The 17,542-nt window shown below is 58.8% G+C and carries 11 protein-coding genes; 2 read left to right on the plus strand and 9 right to left on the minus strand.

Going from position 1 to position 17,542, the window contains the following annotated elements; all coding sequences use genetic code 11:
* Nucleotides 1–327: 327 nt before the first annotated feature.
* From I6F37_RS04210 to I6F37_RS04245, 8 genes are all read right to left on the minus strand, one after another.
* The gene (locus tag I6F37_RS04210) at nt 328–2,865 is read right to left on the minus strand and encodes a two-component system VirA-like sensor kinase (RefSeq protein WP_225150383.1); all 2,538 of its coding nucleotides are present in this window, start codon (nt 2,863–2,865) and stop codon (nt 328–330) included.
* The gene (locus I6F37_RS04215) at nt 2,862–3,803 is read right to left on the minus strand and encodes a cytochrome-c peroxidase (RefSeq protein WP_225150385.1); all 942 of its coding nucleotides are present in this window, start codon (nt 3,801–3,803) and stop codon (nt 2,862–2,864) included. Before I6F37_RS04215 ends, I6F37_RS04210 begins: the two co-directional genes overlap by 4 nt.
* Entirely contained in the window at nt 3,800–4,330 is a 531-nt protein-coding gene (locus I6F37_RS04220) for a DUF1127 domain-containing protein (RefSeq protein ID WP_225150387.1), read from the minus strand. Before I6F37_RS04220 ends, I6F37_RS04215 begins: the two co-directional genes overlap by 4 nt.
* Before the next feature lie 838 nt (nt 4,331–5,168).
* Nucleotides 5,169–6,530: an FAD-binding oxidoreductase gene (locus I6F37_RS04225; RefSeq protein WP_225150389.1), complete on the minus strand. Its 1,362-nt coding sequence runs from the start codon at nt 6,528–6,530 to the stop codon at nt 5,169–5,171.
* Between the two features lie 107 nt (nt 6,531–6,637).
* Nucleotides 6,638–7,606, minus strand: coding sequence for an AraC family transcriptional regulator (locus I6F37_RS04230; protein WP_225150391.1), 969 nt, complete (start codon nt 7,604–7,606; stop codon nt 6,638–6,640).
* Nucleotides 7,607–8,080: 474 nt separating this feature from the next.
* Entirely contained in the window at nt 8,081–8,446 is a 366-nt protein-coding gene (locus tag I6F37_RS04235; protein WP_225150394.1) for a hypothetical protein, read from the minus strand.
* 176 nt (nt 8,447–8,622) lie between these two features.
* The gene (locus I6F37_RS04240) at nt 8,623–9,348 is read right to left on the minus strand and encodes a response regulator (protein ID WP_225150396.1); all 726 of its coding nucleotides are present in this window, start codon (nt 9,346–9,348) and stop codon (nt 8,623–8,625) included.
* Between the two features lie 821 nt (nt 9,349–10,169).
* Nucleotides 10,170–10,952: a 5'-methylthioadenosine/adenosylhomocysteine nucleosidase gene (locus I6F37_RS04245; RefSeq protein ID WP_225150398.1), complete on the minus strand. Its 783-nt coding sequence runs from the start codon at nt 10,950–10,952 to the stop codon at nt 10,170–10,172.
* Nucleotides 10,953–12,079: 1,127 nt separating this feature from the next.
* Here I6F37_RS04245 and I6F37_RS04250 point away from each other — a divergent pair.
* Nucleotides 12,080–12,322, plus strand: a complete 243-nt coding sequence (locus tag I6F37_RS04250; protein ID WP_225150400.1) for a hypothetical protein — start codon at nt 12,080–12,082, stop codon at nt 12,320–12,322.
* Between the two features lie 996 nt (nt 12,323–13,318).
* On the plus strand, nt 13,319–16,210 hold the full coding sequence (locus I6F37_RS04255; protein WP_225150402.1) for a winged helix-turn-helix domain-containing protein: 2,892 nt from the start codon (nt 13,319–13,321) through the stop codon (nt 16,208–16,210).
* 633 nt (nt 16,211–16,843) lie between these two features.
* Here I6F37_RS04255 and I6F37_RS04260 read toward each other — a convergent pair.
* Entirely contained in the window at nt 16,844–17,224 is a 381-nt protein-coding gene (locus I6F37_RS04260; protein ID WP_225150403.1) for a YidH family protein, read from the minus strand.
* Nucleotides 17,225–17,542: the final 318 nt, after the last annotated feature.

A 17,542-nucleotide genomic window follows, 5' to 3' on the forward strand; every position in this document is an offset into this window, starting at 1 on the left:
GACATCTGTGAGCGCGACGATGCAGCACTTTCGCGACATTGAAGGGCGCGTTCAGCGGTGCGGCGGGGAGACTTTAACTGATCGCGGGAGACGCATCGAGCGGACTGCTGCCGAACGTTTTTCCACGGACGAACCGCGCTGTCGATGCCGGCGGTCATGGCTGCGTCATAGCTCCTCTCACTGGTCCAGATATTTCGCGATCGCGTGTCCTGCCGACGTCGCCTGCGATTGCGGACGATTGACAACAGCTTTTGTTCATTGCCCGCCCCCAGCCCCTGCGCGTCCTGGGCGATCAATCTAGATTGGCACGATCAGCGGCGACGGCTGCTAACCTTGCCAACCTCCATTCACAGCATGGCGATTACGCGAAGAGTCCCAATAAATACCGTGATTTGGCGCGATACGACAGCCAGCTCCGGCGCTGGAGATGTGCGTCAGAGCAACCGCAATCTCTTCGGCAACGAGGGGCCACCGCACTATGTCGGAGATGCCGGCCGCCAACAATGCATCGGCGCCCACTTCGAATGCCGCTCTCGTCGCCAGGACGATCGAAACTGATCGAAGTTCGTGATGCAGTATGGCCGCCAGTTCGAGCGATTCCCGAAGCGGGCCGACCTGTGCGATAACAACGAAATCGAACCGGTCAGGATCTGCCTTGGATGCCGTACGTGCAGCGTCAGCGGTCGCGAAGCCCACGGCTTCGAAGCCGAGCGCAGCAAGCATTTCCTCACCGGCCATTAGGCGGTGACGGTCGCCGGCCACCAGCATCACAACCCTGCCTTGTCCCATTCGATGCGCAGGCAAGACCTTTTCCTCCGGCAACACCGCCGAGGCGGCCTGCGGTAACCAGATATCAAAGCGGCTGCCTTCGCCCGGGCGGCTGCTCACGTTGATGCCCCCACCGTGGTCGAGAACGATCTCCCTCACCGTTGCAAGCCCCAATCCGTTTCCGCTGGACCGCGTCGTAAAGAACGGCTCGAATATCCTTTCCAATGTTTGAGTGTCCATACCAACTCCCGTGTCCGAAACGGAAATTCGTACGTACCGGCCAGGCTCAATCTTGTCATGGCTGAGGCAGATCTGGTCGAGCACCTCATGTGACTCGAGATCGATATCGATTCTTCCCGTCTCCGGGATTGCGTTTGCCGCGTTGTTGCAGAGGTTCATGATGACCTGCTGCAGCTGAACGTCCTCGCCGAAGACGATCAATCCGGCCGGAGGCTGTCTGACCACGATTTCGATCCGGGAAGGTTGCGCGACGCGTAATAGTGAAGTCGTCTCAGCGACGAGCGCACCGAGACTGACAGGATTGCGGCGGACGTCGCAGCGGCGACCGAACATCAGGATCTGATTGACGAGGTCGCGAGCTCGGTCTGCGCTTCGGCGGATTCCGGCAACATGGCGCGCCAACGGCGAGCTGAGGCGGGCCTGCTCTTCCATGACTTCGGCATGCCCAAGAATACCTCCTAGTATGTTGTTGAAATTGTGCGCGATGCCGCTGGTGAATGTGCCGATTCTTTCCATACGCCGAGCCTGCTGCAAGCGTTTCTGCAGGCGAATTCGCTCCTCTTCGACAGTCTGACGCTCGATTGCATGAATGAAGGTATCCAAGGCCATACGCAGAAGCACAAGTTCGTCGGCGTGAGACACGCGACACTTGCAACCCACGGCATCAAAGCCAAACGCGACCGTACGACCTTGACGATCGCCATTGATCGCACATGCCCATCCTCCCAGTCCCATGCCCTGTAGGAACGACCTCTCGTCGCCCGCGGACATGCGGCACACGTCGGGGACGTGGACTACTCCCTCCCCGTCAGCCATTCTGGAGGCCAGTTCGAGGGCGCCCTCAGGCCAGCCAGGGGGGAACTCTCTGCCCGGCCGATGCCAAATGTACGACCGAGTTGCCGCACCGGCCACAACGACGTAGACGCGATCAGATCCCGCGAAAGTTCCGAACGAAGCGATGGCTCGCTCAATTTCCGCATCGATGCCCTGCGGAGTCGCGTTTAGGAAGCTCATCGAAATGTCCGCTATGATGTGCTCAAGCGCTGCGCGCCGATGCAGCGCATTTGCGCGTGATCTCAGCCGCAGACCAAGATGGATCAGGAATACGATCAGCGTGATCGAGCAGCCGTATAGCATTGCGCGGTACAAGCGGGCCGTGTTTCGCGAGGAGAGCTGTCGATCCAGTATCAGCGCCCGCAAGGTCTCGTGGCCCTGCTTGTGCCGCAGCGCCAACATCTTCCTGAGGTTGTCGTCGACCGACGGTAACAGTTTGTACAGCAAGCGCCCATGAGCCAGGAAAGGCTCGACAAGGACCGCCTGTCCTGATTCAGTTGCCCGCAACTCCAGTTCATCCAGACGCTTCTGAGCTTCCCTGACTGCGGTTGGCGACGTGTCCAGCGTCAAGTGCAGAATAGCCGTTCCCGCCGACCTGACGGCGAGGTCCAGATCGGGTTGGTCCGACTTGCCGGCGAAGCGTGCGAAGAAGGACAACGAGTTATGAAGGACCGCATTTTGGTTCTTGAAGTCCTCGACTAATTGTTCCTGATGGTCCACCGACGTGGCGAGCCAGTTGATCGTCTCGGCGGTTCGGCTGTCGACCTGGGCGGTCGCTCGCAAGCGCGTGATGGCTTGATGCAGCCCGTCGATCTCACTGACCAATGGGTCATAGTTGAGCAACAGGCCTGCGCGAGCGACGAAGAGGTCGCAATACAGCGCATCCTCAACCATGCCGAAGCGATCGATTTCGGTGAGCGCCCGGTCGTAATTTTCCGCCTCTGGATTTGCTGCGCGCCACAAGAACCATGTGAGCAGAACCGTCAGTCCTAGCACTACTGCCGCCCAGCGTACCGCTCTCATGGTGCCACTCCGGTGACAGGCTTGCCGCGGTAATTGCCGGTCAAGCTCCCCAGGAAAGCAACTAGCGCGGCCACCTGCTCATCGTTCAATGTTCGATCAAGTTGCGCAGCCGCCATTCGGCGCACTGCGTCATCGAGAGTGGCCGCGCTTCCGTCATGAAAATAAGGCCCGGTCACCGCGACATTGCGCAGACTCGGCACACGAACACGAAGCGGCCCCTGGGCGACCAGCGGATGGAAAATGCCTTGCCGGGCGATCAGGTTGCCCCCGATGTTGACGCCTTGATGGCATGCGCTGCAACCGAACCCCTTGAATATCTCGTAGCCTTTAAGCTCGGCCGGCGATAGCGCAGACGACTCGCCGCCGAGCCACCGATCGAAGCGGCTGTCCGGCGTGAGCAAAGATTTTTCGAAGATGGAAATCGCATCCAGCAGGCTATCGCGATCGACGTCGCGACCATAGGCGGCGCGAAACTGGTTGTTAAGCGCCATGTCCGCTTGCAATTTCGGCACCACATCCGCAATTTTGCTGCGCATGTTGGTGGTGCTACCGATCGAGGCTTCCGCCTGATCGGCGAAGTTGTGGTAGCGGCCTTCCCACGTCAGGCGATAGCTCAGGGCCGCATTAAACACGGTGAGCGTATCGAGCTCGCCCAATGCCGGATTCGCCCTCCTGCCTGCATGTGCGCCATTGGTGCGCAGGTCGTGGCAAGAGGAACAGGCGAGTGTCCCATCCGCCGACAGCCGCGTATCGCTAAACAGCCGCTCGCCCAGCGCGAGCTTTCGTGGATCAGCCGGCGGCGGCAATGGGATCGGCGTGATCGGCTCACCATCAGCGTCGGCCGAAGCCGTCCAAGACATGCCCTTCGACAGCTCGGGTACCGGCATCACCGCCAAAAGCAGGGATGATGCATAGGCGACCGCCAATATCCGCTTCATCTTTGGCAACTGTCTCCTTTGACTGCATTTTCAATATCTCCACGACAAACCCCGATGTCTCGCAAGAGACGATCATCGAGCTGATGCACTTCCGCCAAGGCGCGCCGTATTTCCCAACGCTTGCGGATCGACCCGCACAGCGCGAGCGCCGCTGCGCCGATCAATGCATACCAAGTCGGGAACGATCGGACGGTAGCGCCGACGGGCGGAATGTCGGATGTGAATGGCAGGACATCCAAAAGCAACCGATGCGATTCCGCTTCTTCGACCGGGGGGCTCACATGACGCGCGATCAAGCGCAGCTTTGGTCGCACCTCGTGCGTCCCATCGCTCTTCGATTGATCGGGGACGGACCCGGGCTCGACCGGCCCTTCGCTTCTCTCCAACAAAGCTCCGCATGGATACATCGCACAGGCATAGGCGGCGCAACCGGCAAGGAATTCCGACACCAGAACGCGGCCGGCGGCCTGAGCCACATCGATGAAGAAATCGATCGAGGATGTCGCCAAGTTGGCGACGCCGGCCATGATACGCCACGCTAACCGCGGTCGGCGCGTAATCTCATCGATGCCCGGTCGCCGAAATGATGAGCTGCTCTCAAGCAGTGATCGCTCCCCGGGAGCGAGCCCAACGGATTGATCCGTCATCCTCTTTGATGGAGCCTCGCATTTGGTCTTTCTGAGCGGTTGCATCTTCGTCTCCATGACGTTTCGTACGGAGGACTTTGCCGTCGTTGCGTTTCCGTAGCATTCCAACACCGGCGAATAAGGCTACATTTGAAACACGAAATCTGGTTTGGACCCGAAACAGCCAGCCTGTTATGCAGTATCTGACCGAATGACGGTTCGTTGCTGCGTCGGTCGTAAGAGCCGCTCCACAGATGCCACGAGCAGCGACCCGCAGCAGATCGGTGCGCGGCGCCGGCCGTTCACCGCAACCGTGGGCGCTGCGATCATCGCGCGTTTTTCTAATAGAGGTAGCCATTCCGCCTGAGCGAGACATCGTTGGAGCTGGCGCCGCCCATGGTGAGCGCGGATGAACACTCGCGGATAGCGCGGTCCTTTGCACCAACCGCGAGAACTCTTCCTCTTTCAGCGTGCGCTTCACCGATGCGGGATGCGCTTGCCTCGTTCCACTACAGCCAGGTCCTCGAAAGTCTTGAGGTCTGTTCGGAGCCTGTTCATTGGGGGGCCGCCGTCGACGCTATCTCTTAGGGAGAGGTTCACTTAGAGCTCAAGCAGGCGTGGATGCGGGCGAGGAACGCGAGCGCTCGCCCCGCCTCCTCACCCACCTTCGGCATTCAAGTAGTGATTCCTGCGTCCGCGACCTGCGATGGCACTTGGCCTTGTCGATAGGAATCCGGCATTAGGTTGGAAGCGGCGTCGCCGCGAAGACGCCGCTTGCATCGTAACGGCGTTTCACGGCCTGGAGTCGCGGCAAATGCTCGCCATAGGCGCGCGCGACCTGATCGTCCGCATCGGGGCCTAGCGCATTCGGATAGCCACCAGGCAGCGACACCGGCGCCAGAGCTCGGCTCAGCTCATGCGCCCAGTGGCGATGGACAGTACCCAGGTTATCTGGGGAAGGATCCCACGCGGCGATCAACTCGACCATGACATGTTCTCGCCGCATCCCAAACGCTGTGCTGTCGGGTGGCAATTGCGTCGGCAAGCCACGGAAGTGCTGCAGGATGATGGTCGAGAATGGCGACGTTCGGCGCGCAGCTCCCGCAAGCAAAATGGAGATGGCATCGACGTCGAGCTTCGCGATCCATCTCGTCTCGACCGCATAGTGACGATGATCCACAACCCGCGCGTCGAAGCCCCGGACGAGATCCTGATAACTCATCCAGTCAAGCTGGACATGGATGGGTGTTCCGCACCGTTTCAAGACTTCCATCGCGATTTCTCCCGCTGACAATTGGCCGGTCCAGGCTGGCGCCAGGAATAGCGCCGGGACGCCGTTCGGGAGCGATATGATGCCGGCGACGACCGCAAGATCGTTGCTGGCCGACTGCATCACCTCGGCATAGCGTCTCAGAACAGTTTCGGCTTCCGCCCCCGCAAACATTATCATGCCTGCCAAAACCTGCCGGACGGGATGCAAACGAAGCTTCAGCGACGTGACCACGCCGAAATTGCCGCCGCCACCGCGCAAGGCCCAGAATAGATCGTCATGCTGCTCTTTATCGACACTCACGCACTGGCCGTCCGCAAGCACCAGGTCTGCGCCGATCAGATTGTCCAACGCCAGCCCATGCTTCGCGAGCAGGGGACCGTACCCCCCGACCGTAGCGAGCCCCGTCATACCCGGCCGGCCATTCCATCCGGTCACCGCCATCAGATCAGCAGCATCGGCGGCGGCGATAACGTCCGCCGCTGTTGCGCCGCCGCCAACGACTCCAGTCTGCTGGTTGACGCGAACTTGGTTCATTCGAGAAAGGTCGATCACAAGCGCCCCGGCGCGGACGGAGCGTCCAATCACGTCAAAGCCTGCGCTGCGAACCGAGAGCGGCATCTCATGAGCTCGGGCAATTCGCACGGCTGTCTGCACTTCCTCAACATCTCCGCAGAATGCGATCGCAGCTGGATGGTGGTCCACGTCACGGTTCCAGGTCCTCCTTGCGTTTGCATAGTCCGGGTCTTCCGGAGAGATAATCCGCCCCCGGAGCGTCGATTTCAGCGCTCGCACGACATCGCCAGACCGGCTGATCTCATTCTGCACCATGTTCACCGTCCTCTGTTGTCTCATCCGACAAACACCACATCTCACAACTCGATGTCGCGGATCGCAGCATTAATCGCGATCATCGCAGCTGTTGTTCGACGCCGGCATCAATGGCGTCGGACCTTGCCCGGGCTAGACCCGTATTGTCGTCGATATGCCGCGATGAAGCCGGAGGCGGTTGCATAGCCAGCTTGCCGTGCTGCTTGCGTGACACTGGCTCCAGCGTCCCTGAGCGCGAGATCAGCGCGCTGCAGCAGCAGCGCGCTTCGATAGGCCGACAGCGTGGTGCCGTAAACCTGCCTGAAGACAAGTCGCAGTTTTGTTCGATTCATCCCCGCAACGCGCGCGAGCGCATCGATATCCAGGAGCCGATGCGGCGCTTTGTCGATAATCTCCTTCACATCCTGGAGCCGCTCGAAGACTTGCAACCCGATTCGGGGGCCGTCTGCGCTGAGCGCGTCGCGTCGGGCAATCTCGTCGATTAATGCTGACGTCAGCTCGAGGGTTTTGGCTTCGTAGAAGAGCTCGGGGATACCTGCGAAATTGCCGCGATCAGCGGCGATTTCAAGGGCGATCCTCCCGAACTGGCCAGGCACCAACTTGTCGATTGCTAACTCCCGCGCCCCGGTTGCGTTGCGGAGGGACAGCGGAAGAGCGTCAGCACAGACCCCACGCGTCGTCATCAAGGCTGCGAGATCGATGACGAGCGTTACAGCCCGAAGCCCGGTCGGCGCCTGAGCCGAAAACTTGAAACACTCATGCCGAGGAATGAAGACCATCGTCAAATCGGAACCGTCAGCACCAACTTGCCTGTCACGAACGTCGAAATTGGTTCGTACTTCACTAGGATCAACGACGACGCTGGAGACGATGACGTCCCTGCTCGCGACCGCCTCCAATCCGATCTCACTCGACGTTGTTCGGTTGACCACAAAGACGCTGATGCCTGTACCAACCCAAAACACGTTCTCCGCAAGTCGCTTGCCCGCACGCGACCATTCTGCGTCCGCAAGAGTTCCGCCTCGACCTAGAAGACCCGCGTCGCCCAATGCGCATTCGAAACTGACTTCTGACATCACATGGTCTCCGTCGGCACAAGGGGTTTAGAACTGAGGCACGGACCTGGATCGCGCTCTATTGCGTTATCGCACGCAGCCGGTTTGAGGGCCTCATCACGGACGCAATGATACCGGACGCAGCTCTTGTGTGAGGGGCGACTTCGAGGACGGAGCCGCTTGCATGATAGGGAGGTTCGCGGCAATCTAGAGAAATGATGCGGCGATCTCCATTGCGGGCAAGTTGCACACCATCGCCGCGTCGAGGAGTGCCTGGAGCGGCGGCCAGGAATGAATGCAAAACTTGCGCAATGGATAATCGCGCTGCGGCAAGCAAAGTTAGATCCAAAGAGCTTGGCCAAAAGTGCACGCAAGGTTAGAGCATAGTAGGAGGCGCCGCAAAGCGCGACGTAGATTGCATCAGCAGTCATGCCAAATCTCACAGTTCATTCGATGTCGTCGTGACCATCAATGCCGAGTGTTCGCAACGTACGGTCATCGAGATGTCGAAGAGCCGCGACCGCCCATCTGGTCTTCTGCTCTTTGCGCCAACTGATCAGCCGGCGCGATCGCTCCGACAAACGCGCCCGGCCCGGCCGAATGTTTACAGCCCTCGTTTAAAGCGGGTGCAATGTCGAAGCCCTTGACCTTGGATGCAGCAGCCATCGGGAACCAATCGCTCCCATCTTCCGGCGCAGTACCGGGGTCCATCGGGACGGATGATACGTCAGCCGACGTGACGACACTGGTCGGCAGAGGCGCAACATTCTCGACGGACGGGATATCCCTAACGAGAAATCCGGCTGCTTCCTCATTCTGACGCAGACAGGTCGTCATCACGACCGAGATCAATTCCAGCATCGCAGGTACTCCGAAGCAACGTCATGGACGACACTTTGAGTCTCTCCTGTTACAACTGCATCACTGCTAATCGACAAGTGACTACCGATGTAGCGATCGCCGTCTGGCCGCGTGACGGAACATGCATTGCCCGACCTGGACGGCCCATCTACCCGCCTGCGCGAAGGGGCGATGGCTTAGAATGGTTCTACGACGGCGTCGAAGCTGTACCCCACACCGCGTGCAGTTTGGATCATGCGCGGGCTGCTTGGATCTACCTCAAGCTTGCGTCGTAGCCGCAGCACTTGCACGTCGATGCTCCTATCGAAAATGTCTTCATGCATGCGAGTGGCCTGGAGCAGGTGCTCTCGGCTCAATGGACGGTGTGGTGCTTCGAGAAAGGCCAGCAGTAGTGCATACTCGCCCTTTGTGAGTGGAACCGTGGTATTGCTCGGGTTCAACAACCTGCGGTGGCGGCGCTCGAGCTTCCAGCCATTGAACCGGTAGCCGCCACGCTCGGGATCGCGAAGGCGCCCCGTGCGTCCCATTTCTTGACGCCGTAACACCGCGCGAACGCGAGCCAACAGCTCTCTCAAGCTGAACGGCTTGATGACATAATCATCTGCGCCGAGCTCCAGACCCACAATTCGATCAGTTTCGTCGAGCCGGTGTCCGGTCGTGATGATAACCGGAACGTCCGAACTTGAACGAATCTCCCGCAGAAGATCGAGGCCATCTTCCTGCCCAAGACGCAGATCGAGAATGATCAAACCCGGCGGCGGCCCCTGGAGATGTTTGCATAACTCCGCTCGGTTGGACGCCGCTTTGCTCGAAATACCATTCTCCTCAAGAAACGTACCTACCATCTGTTGCAGGATGGGGTCATCATCCACGACGATAACATGGCCGATGTCAGCCAACATTTCGGATCTCCAACTTTCAGGCTAATCGCGCTGGCGAATGGGGCGCACAGCTGAGAGAGTTGATCCGTCGGCCCCACACTCGATGCGCTTCTCAAGAGAGGCGCGTCGCTACCATGGCGTGTTGCAACTACACTCCAGTCTTTAGTCCGCGCGTTCACCTGCGAGCCGCACCACTCCGCGCTTCTTTGCCGCTTAGGTGGGACTACTGCCCTCAGCGTAGGGGGCAACCGTGCGGTAGACGTCGAATTCCGCGGCGCGACATGGAGCCAATGTATCTTCGGCATGCATCCCGAGAAGTCAGTGAGAATGGGACTTAGCGTCCATTCGATTGGACGGCACATCGACGACGCAGGCCTGAATCAGCACTTACTTAGGGAGCCCGGCCGCGAGAAGGACGAGCACTGATAGTAAGCCGCGGCGGATTTACCGCGCAGCCATAGGTTGCGGACTCGGGCGAGTTTTGATTGTGATGAGTTTTGGCCCATTCGTCTAGCTGCTATTCGCGATACATATCACGAGGAACAGTCGTGTCTCAATGCTCAGGACCACATCGGCGCGCCAACACGAAAGGGTACGATCATGATTCGCGATACGAGCCTTTGACCAGCACAACGCCGCGGCCGCGGTCGTCACCTGGCCTTATTGATGGGACTGGTTCTCTCAAAAACTTAGTCGAGGGTTTGTGCGCCCGTAGGATCAGACAACGGCTTGCGCGCATGATTCTCTCGATTGGGTGAATTCTTCTGCGAGATGACGTGATTGATTCGCATCAGCCGACCTCATTAGCGGTCGGCCAGCGAATTCGACGCTGCAACATGAATTCAAGCGTCGGAATCTACGCGTTCGAACATCGTCTTCGTGAAACTTGATGCTATACCAAGGCTCATTCGTGACGCCACTTTTGATACAAAATTCTGAAAATCGACCGGCGCACCGTCGTCGCCGCGATCCGAGATGATCCGGACAACGGTGAATGGAACGGCGAACTCGAAACAAGTCTGGGCGACGGCAGCTCCTTCCATCTCCACGCATCTCAGATCCGGCAGCGCCTTTCGCAGATCGCGGAGGAACGCGGCATCAGTGACGAATCGATCGCCCGTCGCAATCAGACCAGCGACGACCCTTGGGTTTCCCACACCGAGCGAAGTGCGCACCTCGTCGCTCACCCATGCCTCGAAATCGCCTTTGATAAAATGGTTTGCGGCCGCGAGGGAAGCCGACATCCAAGAGGCGTCAGATGGAAAGCGTGAGCGTCCCAGCAGCGGAATCTCGAATTTCGAAAACAACGGAATCGCGGATGCATCCATGTCGTGCTGAAGAAGGTCGGTAGCGACGACAACGTCGCCGAGGCGAAGCGTCGGGTCGGCAGCGCCCGCCACCCCGATGAAGAAAATACCGTCGACATCAAAACGCGAAAGCAGAACCGTGGCCGTCACGGACGCTGCAACCTTACCCCAACGGGAGAACACAACGACCAAATCGATGCCGTTCCACGTGCCCTCGAGATATCGGCGTCCGCCAATCCGGTGCATGCGTAACGTCTCGAGCTGCCCGACGATGCCTGAGACCTCCTCCGGCATAGCCCCCATGATTCCGATCTTCATTCCAATTCCATTCCACCGTGTTGGTCGCACAACAGCGAGCGGATTGATTGCCCGCCACTCATCGGCCGCTCGGTTATTACTCCGGCTTTACTGACAAGTCGTGTCACACTTATGTTTATTGATCTGATGAATCATGTCTTCGAACTGCGGTCGAAGATCACTCGTTATCGATCAAAAGTAGGTTGTCGCGTCGCGAAATCGCGAGATTGATTTCGGCCATGATCTTTCATGCTCCGTCGCAATCGGTCCCTGCCGTAACCGAACGCAGCTGGAGTCAAAAGGTCGCGATTTGGGAGGGGCAACAACCAAGCTTCGAAATGGGCGTGCGCGGTGGCATATCACGAAGCGTTTCGTACCGACTGCCACTCAAACGGTCGCCCCACCACTGCTACGAGAGATGTATGAATGCGGCTGAGCTAAGCCAGGAATACGCGCGTGCTGAGCGTTGCGTCGGGACGTGGCGCAACGCGTGCGAGCTATCGCAGCCATCGCCTGTTAGCATTCCGGAGGCGAAAGCAACCAGATGTCGGCGTGTAAACCGGAACACCCGGACGCTTTGGTGTCCCTTTATAAAACTTTGCAATTAATAACGTGCCATTCAGCATGAGGAACGATACGTGTCAGTCGTTCTGACGTCGCGCGGATCGCGTGCGCGGTCGGAAGCAGTGCCGGTGTCGTGCAAGGAGGACAATGTAGTTGGATGACCCGTTAGGATGTTCTGGCGGCCCTATGAATGCGCTAAGTCCAACCCCATCCATGAGTATCCGACGAATCTATCGAGGAATGAACGATCGGGATGCCGGTCGCGCCATAGGTAGAGATCAACATGCCGTCGCCGCCGATACAAATCGGGAGATATGCCAATGCTAATGAAGCTGGACTTGCGTAAAGCGAGTCGCACACAGGGTGTCTTAATCTATCGCTCGCGGCCGCGCACTGATTCGCAAGATGGCATTCTGCGAGCGAGCGGCAAGATGCCAATATTGCAGATCGAGCGGACATCGGATGGGTGTAGAGGGTTCGGCGGCCTGTCGGGCACACGGAGCTCGGTGAGCACAAGGGGCCGGGCCGCTCGACGCGGGTTTGCAAGGACGGTGCGACGACGCCTCCTGGGGGCCTTGATTGGCATGGCTGCAGAAGTATCGCGCTTCACTACACATGCCGTGCTCAGGGTGCTCGCAAGCGTATCCGACGGCTATTCGGCCGATGCAAAAGCGCGCGGGCCGCTTGCTCCGTTCTATGATGGCGCAATGAATCATCACAAAGCTGGATTGCGAACGGCGTCACGGCTCAAGCTCCATGAGAACGCCGAAGGAAATGTTGATGGAGAACGCTTCGAGGGTGAGCCGCCCCCTTGGCAAGGGGCCTGACAACGATTCGAGGAATGGCGCCGCAACTTACCGTTCTGCGGAACGTCATCATGCTCCGTCAGTGACGGAGACCCGCTGGCACCGCATAAAGCCGCAGTAATCTGCTGGACATCGGATCTTCAGAAAGTTGCCCCACTTCAATGCACCTCCAACTTGACGGGATGCCGAAAGGATCTCGTCTAATCCAACGGTCTGACTAATTCTGCCCGCCTTTACTGAGAGGGTCATCGGCGTGGAAAAAGCCGACGTCTGCCTCAATTCGATCGCCGCTGCACAACGCTGGATGCGGACTGGCCGTATCGTGCGCCTTGCAAGCAGCGCATGCCATGTGCGGTGCTTTGAGCCCTAAGGCGATCCTTGGAGCAGATGGAGTTGGAAGCGCAACAACGATACTTTTCTTGCCTACGGTGCCCTGCTGGTTGTCGGGCCGCCGATCTGATCCATAGAGACCTACGCTCGTCGAAATACCCCCGCCCCACACGAAAGTGAAAATCATTGATTTGGAAGGCTGGACAGCCTCCATTGAGGTCAGACGCGCATCCGTATTGTATGAGGAGTTCGGTGCCGGTCCGTCGGCCCTGCTTCTGCAAGGTGACTTGGCGAATTCAAACCGGCATGATGTGCAAGCGCAGGCGCTCTTGTATTCGTATCCGGTCAGTCTTGTTGACAGCCGCGGTCATGGGCGTGCACCAGGCATGGCCGTGGCTTCAGCTATATCCGTGGCGGACGCAGGTGCCCGTCTAGGTATTGGACGCCGAATAAGATGAGTGCATCAAGCGACAGCATTCAGAGCATATTGCGGAAGCCGTTCCGGGTGCCTATTTGCTGCTACATCCGAAGTTCAGCCATTTCGCGTTCACACAAGCTCCTGGCTGGCACATCCATTGACGCGCTAGAGAGGACTTGGCGCCGAAGGTCGGGGACATCGGCATTATGTCCGCCGCTGCGGAGGCAGGAGTTCTGGCGGCGTGAGACAGTAGTATTGTCGAGTGATAGATGGCGGAGAGTTCAACGCAACAGGTCGGCCGGCTGAAATTCGGCCCATATCGTCTCTGGCCCGATGAGCGGCGTCTGTGGCGTGGTGCAGACGAGGTCAAGCTCGTTGGACGCGCTTTCGACCTCTTGGTCGCCCTCGTGAAAAATGCTGGCACTGTTATGAGCCATCGCGACCTGATGGCTTTGGCATGGCCGAACGTCTTTGTCGATGAGAGCAATCTGCGCGTGCATGTCGCTGCGCTGCGTTGCCTTTTCTCACAGCAGGACAACGGAGAGTCCTACATTACCACTGTTCCACGGCGGGGGTACAGCTTCGTGGCGCACGTCGAGCGGGACGAGAGTCCAAGCGTCGACGGATTGAGGCCGCCCCCTGGGAAGATGCCGAGCTTTGCCGACGCGTTCCCGGCACGGCTTGACCGCATGGTTGGCCGAACTGAGGAGACGTCCGCGATCCTAGACATGCTTCGATCTCGCCGCTTGGTCAGCATCGTTGGGGCTGGCGGCATCGGGAAGACGGTTCTCGCCATAGCCGTCGCACACTGCCTCATGGGTGAACTCGACCGCGTGATCGCGTTCGTCGATCTCAGCACGTCGACATGCGCCGAGCATGTCGAGCTTAGCATCGCCGAAGCGCTTCGGCTGGCCCCCACGTCCGACGACGTTCTCGGCGAGATTCTGGCGAGCATCCAGCATATGCGGGCGCTGATCGTCCTGGATAATTGCGAGCATCTCATTGCGGCAGCATCATCTGCTGTCGAGCGGTTGCTGGAAGGGGCTCCCGACTTGCGCATTCTTGCCACAAGTCGGGAGACCCTTCGCGCCGAAGGTGAAGCAGTCTATCGCTTGAGCGGGCTGGCTCATCCTCCATGCAAGCAGGAGATAACGACCGCGAGTGCAACGGAATGGCCTGCCGTTCGATTGTTCTTGGACCGGGTCGCCGCAAGCGGCTATCAGGGTGAGATCACCGACAATGAGGTCGCCACCATAGCGTCGATCTGCCGTCGGCTCGATGGTGTACCCCTTGCGATCGAGCTCGCCGCCGGCCGAGTAGCCAGTCATGGGGTCGAAGGAACAGGCCAACTTTTCGATGATCGATTTGGCTTGATGTGGCGCGGTCGTCGTAATGCAGCTCGCCGGCATCAGACAATGAACGCGGTATTGGATTGGAGCTATGATCTGCTCCGCGAGCGAGACCAACTTATATTGACGCGCCTATCCATCTTCGTCGGGCCGTTCACCGTGACCGCCGCTGAAGATGTCGCCAGCGAAGATGGAATTTGCCGAGAGGACGTTGCCGATGCCCTCGTGAGCTTGGCCGACAAATCGCTTATCCGAGAGGACTTGGTGAGGGGAACACTTCACTATCGTCTGTTCGGTCTCACGAGGGCGTATGCGTTAGCACGGCTTGAGCGGAGTGGTGATTACGATTCGGTCGCTCGTCGTCACGCAGCCTACGTGGCAAAATGGATCGCTGCGCTGCAAGGACCGACAGGGAGCAGGGACGCAGTCGCTCAAGAGGACATTGTCGGCCTGATCGCGAATCTGCGTTTAGCTCTAAGCTGGGGCTTTTCGCGGTCGTCGGACCAGGAAAGCGCCCCCGACCTGGTCGCAAAGGCCGTTCCACTGCTCTTGAGGCGGTCGCTCCTGAAAGAGTGTGGCCTCTGGTGCGAGCGGGCCCTTGCCGTTCTTGATGGATTGGGGGTCAGCGCCGAAACAGAGCTGATATTGTGGGAGGGGCTCGGTGCATCCAACATGTTCATGCGCGGCAACTCGCAGCAAATCCAGCATCTGATCGAGCGCGGACTCACGCTTGCGCGGCAATTGAAGGCGAGCGAGCAGGAGCTGCGCTTGTTGTCGGCCATGCACATCTTCAAGGCCAGGATCGGCGATGTTCACGGCATGCATGAAATCTCGTCTCGAGCGTCGAAATTGGCGGCGTCGACATCGCGGGATGATCTGTCTGCAATGACCGAATGGATGAAGGCGACTGCCTACCACCTCAGCGGCAATCAGACGATCGCACAGGGCTGTTGTGAATCTGCTCTCAAATGCTCGTTGCGGGTACCAGTATCTCGCTTTAACGCATTTGGTTATGATCAACGCATCCGCGGTCTCATCGTTTTGGTGCGGACACTGTGGCTCCGCGGCTTCTGGGACCAAGCGTCCCGCCTGTCTCGCGAGGTCATACTTGAGGCTGTCGATCGAGAGCAGCCGGTTGCAGTGTGCATCGCGAACATCTATACGGCAACCACCTCCATCTGGTCGCATGATCTTGACACTGCGGCGCGACGCGTCGATGGGGTTATTGCTTGTGCGGAGGAGAACTCATTGGAACCCTACCTTGCGGTAGGAGTCGGGATGCGCGGGCAAATCGCGTCCTTAAGGGGCAACCTGGATTTGGGCATCGAGGAGTTGACCGCCGCGATGTCGGTGCTGCAGACCGAGAGGCACGAGGTACTCAGCACGCAATTCTCGTGCAGTCTTGCCGAAGCCATGGCTGCTAGGGGAGAGCATGAGGAGGCGCTGAGAGTGCTCAACGAATCTTTGGAGCGGGCTAAGCGTAATGGAGAGCTCTATCTGCTTCCGGAGATGCGTCGGGCGCGTGGCTGTATCGTCGGCAGAGCCGGGGAGAAATGTCAACAGATTGCTGAGCATCATCTTCGCCACGCCATGATCGAAGCACGGCGCCAGTACGCCAAGGGATGGGAGTTGCGGGCAGCGGTCTCTCTTGGCCGGTTCCTGCTCGCGCAGGGACGGTCGCACGAGGCAGCGGTCGTCGTCGGCGAGGCGGTGGCTGGCTTTGACGAAGGGGCTGGTGAGCCGATCATGGGAGCGGCTCGTTGTATTCTCTCAGATGCTCGCCAGCGGGACACATCTGGCTCGCCGGCCTAATTAGCAATCCTGTAGGCCCGCTGCGAAGCTGTTTAACCGAGCAACCCTGATGCCGTCTGCACATGCCGGAGGCGGCCCGGAACGAAGGAATGACCCAAGAACGCTCAGACCTCTCACGGGACGCTCAACGTGATCGCCCCAACTACTTTTCGATGCGACCCGCCATTCGCTAATCGCGGACGACTTCCTACCTTCGGCCAACTCAACTGGGGGATTGTACCTTGCGCGCGGCCAATCTGGCCATTCATCATCTCCGAAATCGGCTCGCGATTTTCGGTCCTTGGCAATGTCCGTATTTTCTATTGCCGAGTAGCGAGGACGAAGCGCGTCGGTGCGTGAGCGGTGCTCGCTGTTCGAGCCGACGATGCTTACAAGGCTGTCGGCCAGTGCGACGAAATCATAGCGACGCGGCTATTTTGACGGCAGATCCACTGTGGAGACGATTAGCACCCTAGCGCGCCTTGGCGCCGATTTTATGCCGCGATCGTCACCTAGGGTGATCGTCCATCCCCGAATTGGGCCCAGGCGCGACATTTCCATAGGAGGCCCAACCTAGGGAGACCCAGCTCAAAGCAGTGCGAAGTCAAGGTAAAACGGCATCAAGCCGAGCGGCTCGACAACTTTTACCTCGCTCTACAGCAGAACGACGAAGGCACAAAGCGCAGCTACTATCAGAACAAGCGATGTCGCAAGCTCCGTTCGGATGCTCTGCAAGGTATAGATCTCTTCCGCATCAATCAGCCGTCCCGTCCGCACGAATCGAATGGCGGACAGCGCGATCAGAAGGGTCCCTGCAAAGATCAGCACCTTTCCATCGTAGTTCCCGATCACTCGGCCGGCGTCGCCAAGTACGCGGCTTCTAGTCAGCTGAGATGTGTCGGCTCTCTCCATTGTTAGTATAAGCACGTTAAATCGTTCGATAACGAAGCCGAAAGCGACCGTTGCAAGACCCGTGCGGATCCATGCGAGAAAGGTTCGTTCGTTTGCTGCGTGATCGGAGAAGCGTGATATCATTTATCAATCCTACGGCCTAGCGCGATCGCTTGTTTCTGAGTGAATGTCATTCCAGTAGTAACACCGGCGGGCGGCCAATCACGTTGCCTGCGAATCGAAAGCTCTGTAACTGCACTCCGGGGCCCGTTGGCCGTGAAGCCGGAGCCGTTTCACAGATCGCACCTCATCGCTCGCAAAGAATGCGTAGAGCGCGGCAGTATCGTCGGTCCGGGCATATTTCTTGATCGCCATCCTCTGCCGCTCCGTCAGCGCGTCCTGCATCGTTTCGAGTTCGATCCGGCCCTACAACAGGGATAGATAACGACCGAACGCAGTCGC

Source organism: Bradyrhizobium sp. NBAIM08, from assembly GCF_020193935.1.
Classification (GTDB): Bacteria; Pseudomonadota; Alphaproteobacteria; order Rhizobiales; family Xanthobacteraceae; genus Bradyrhizobium; species Bradyrhizobium yuanmingense.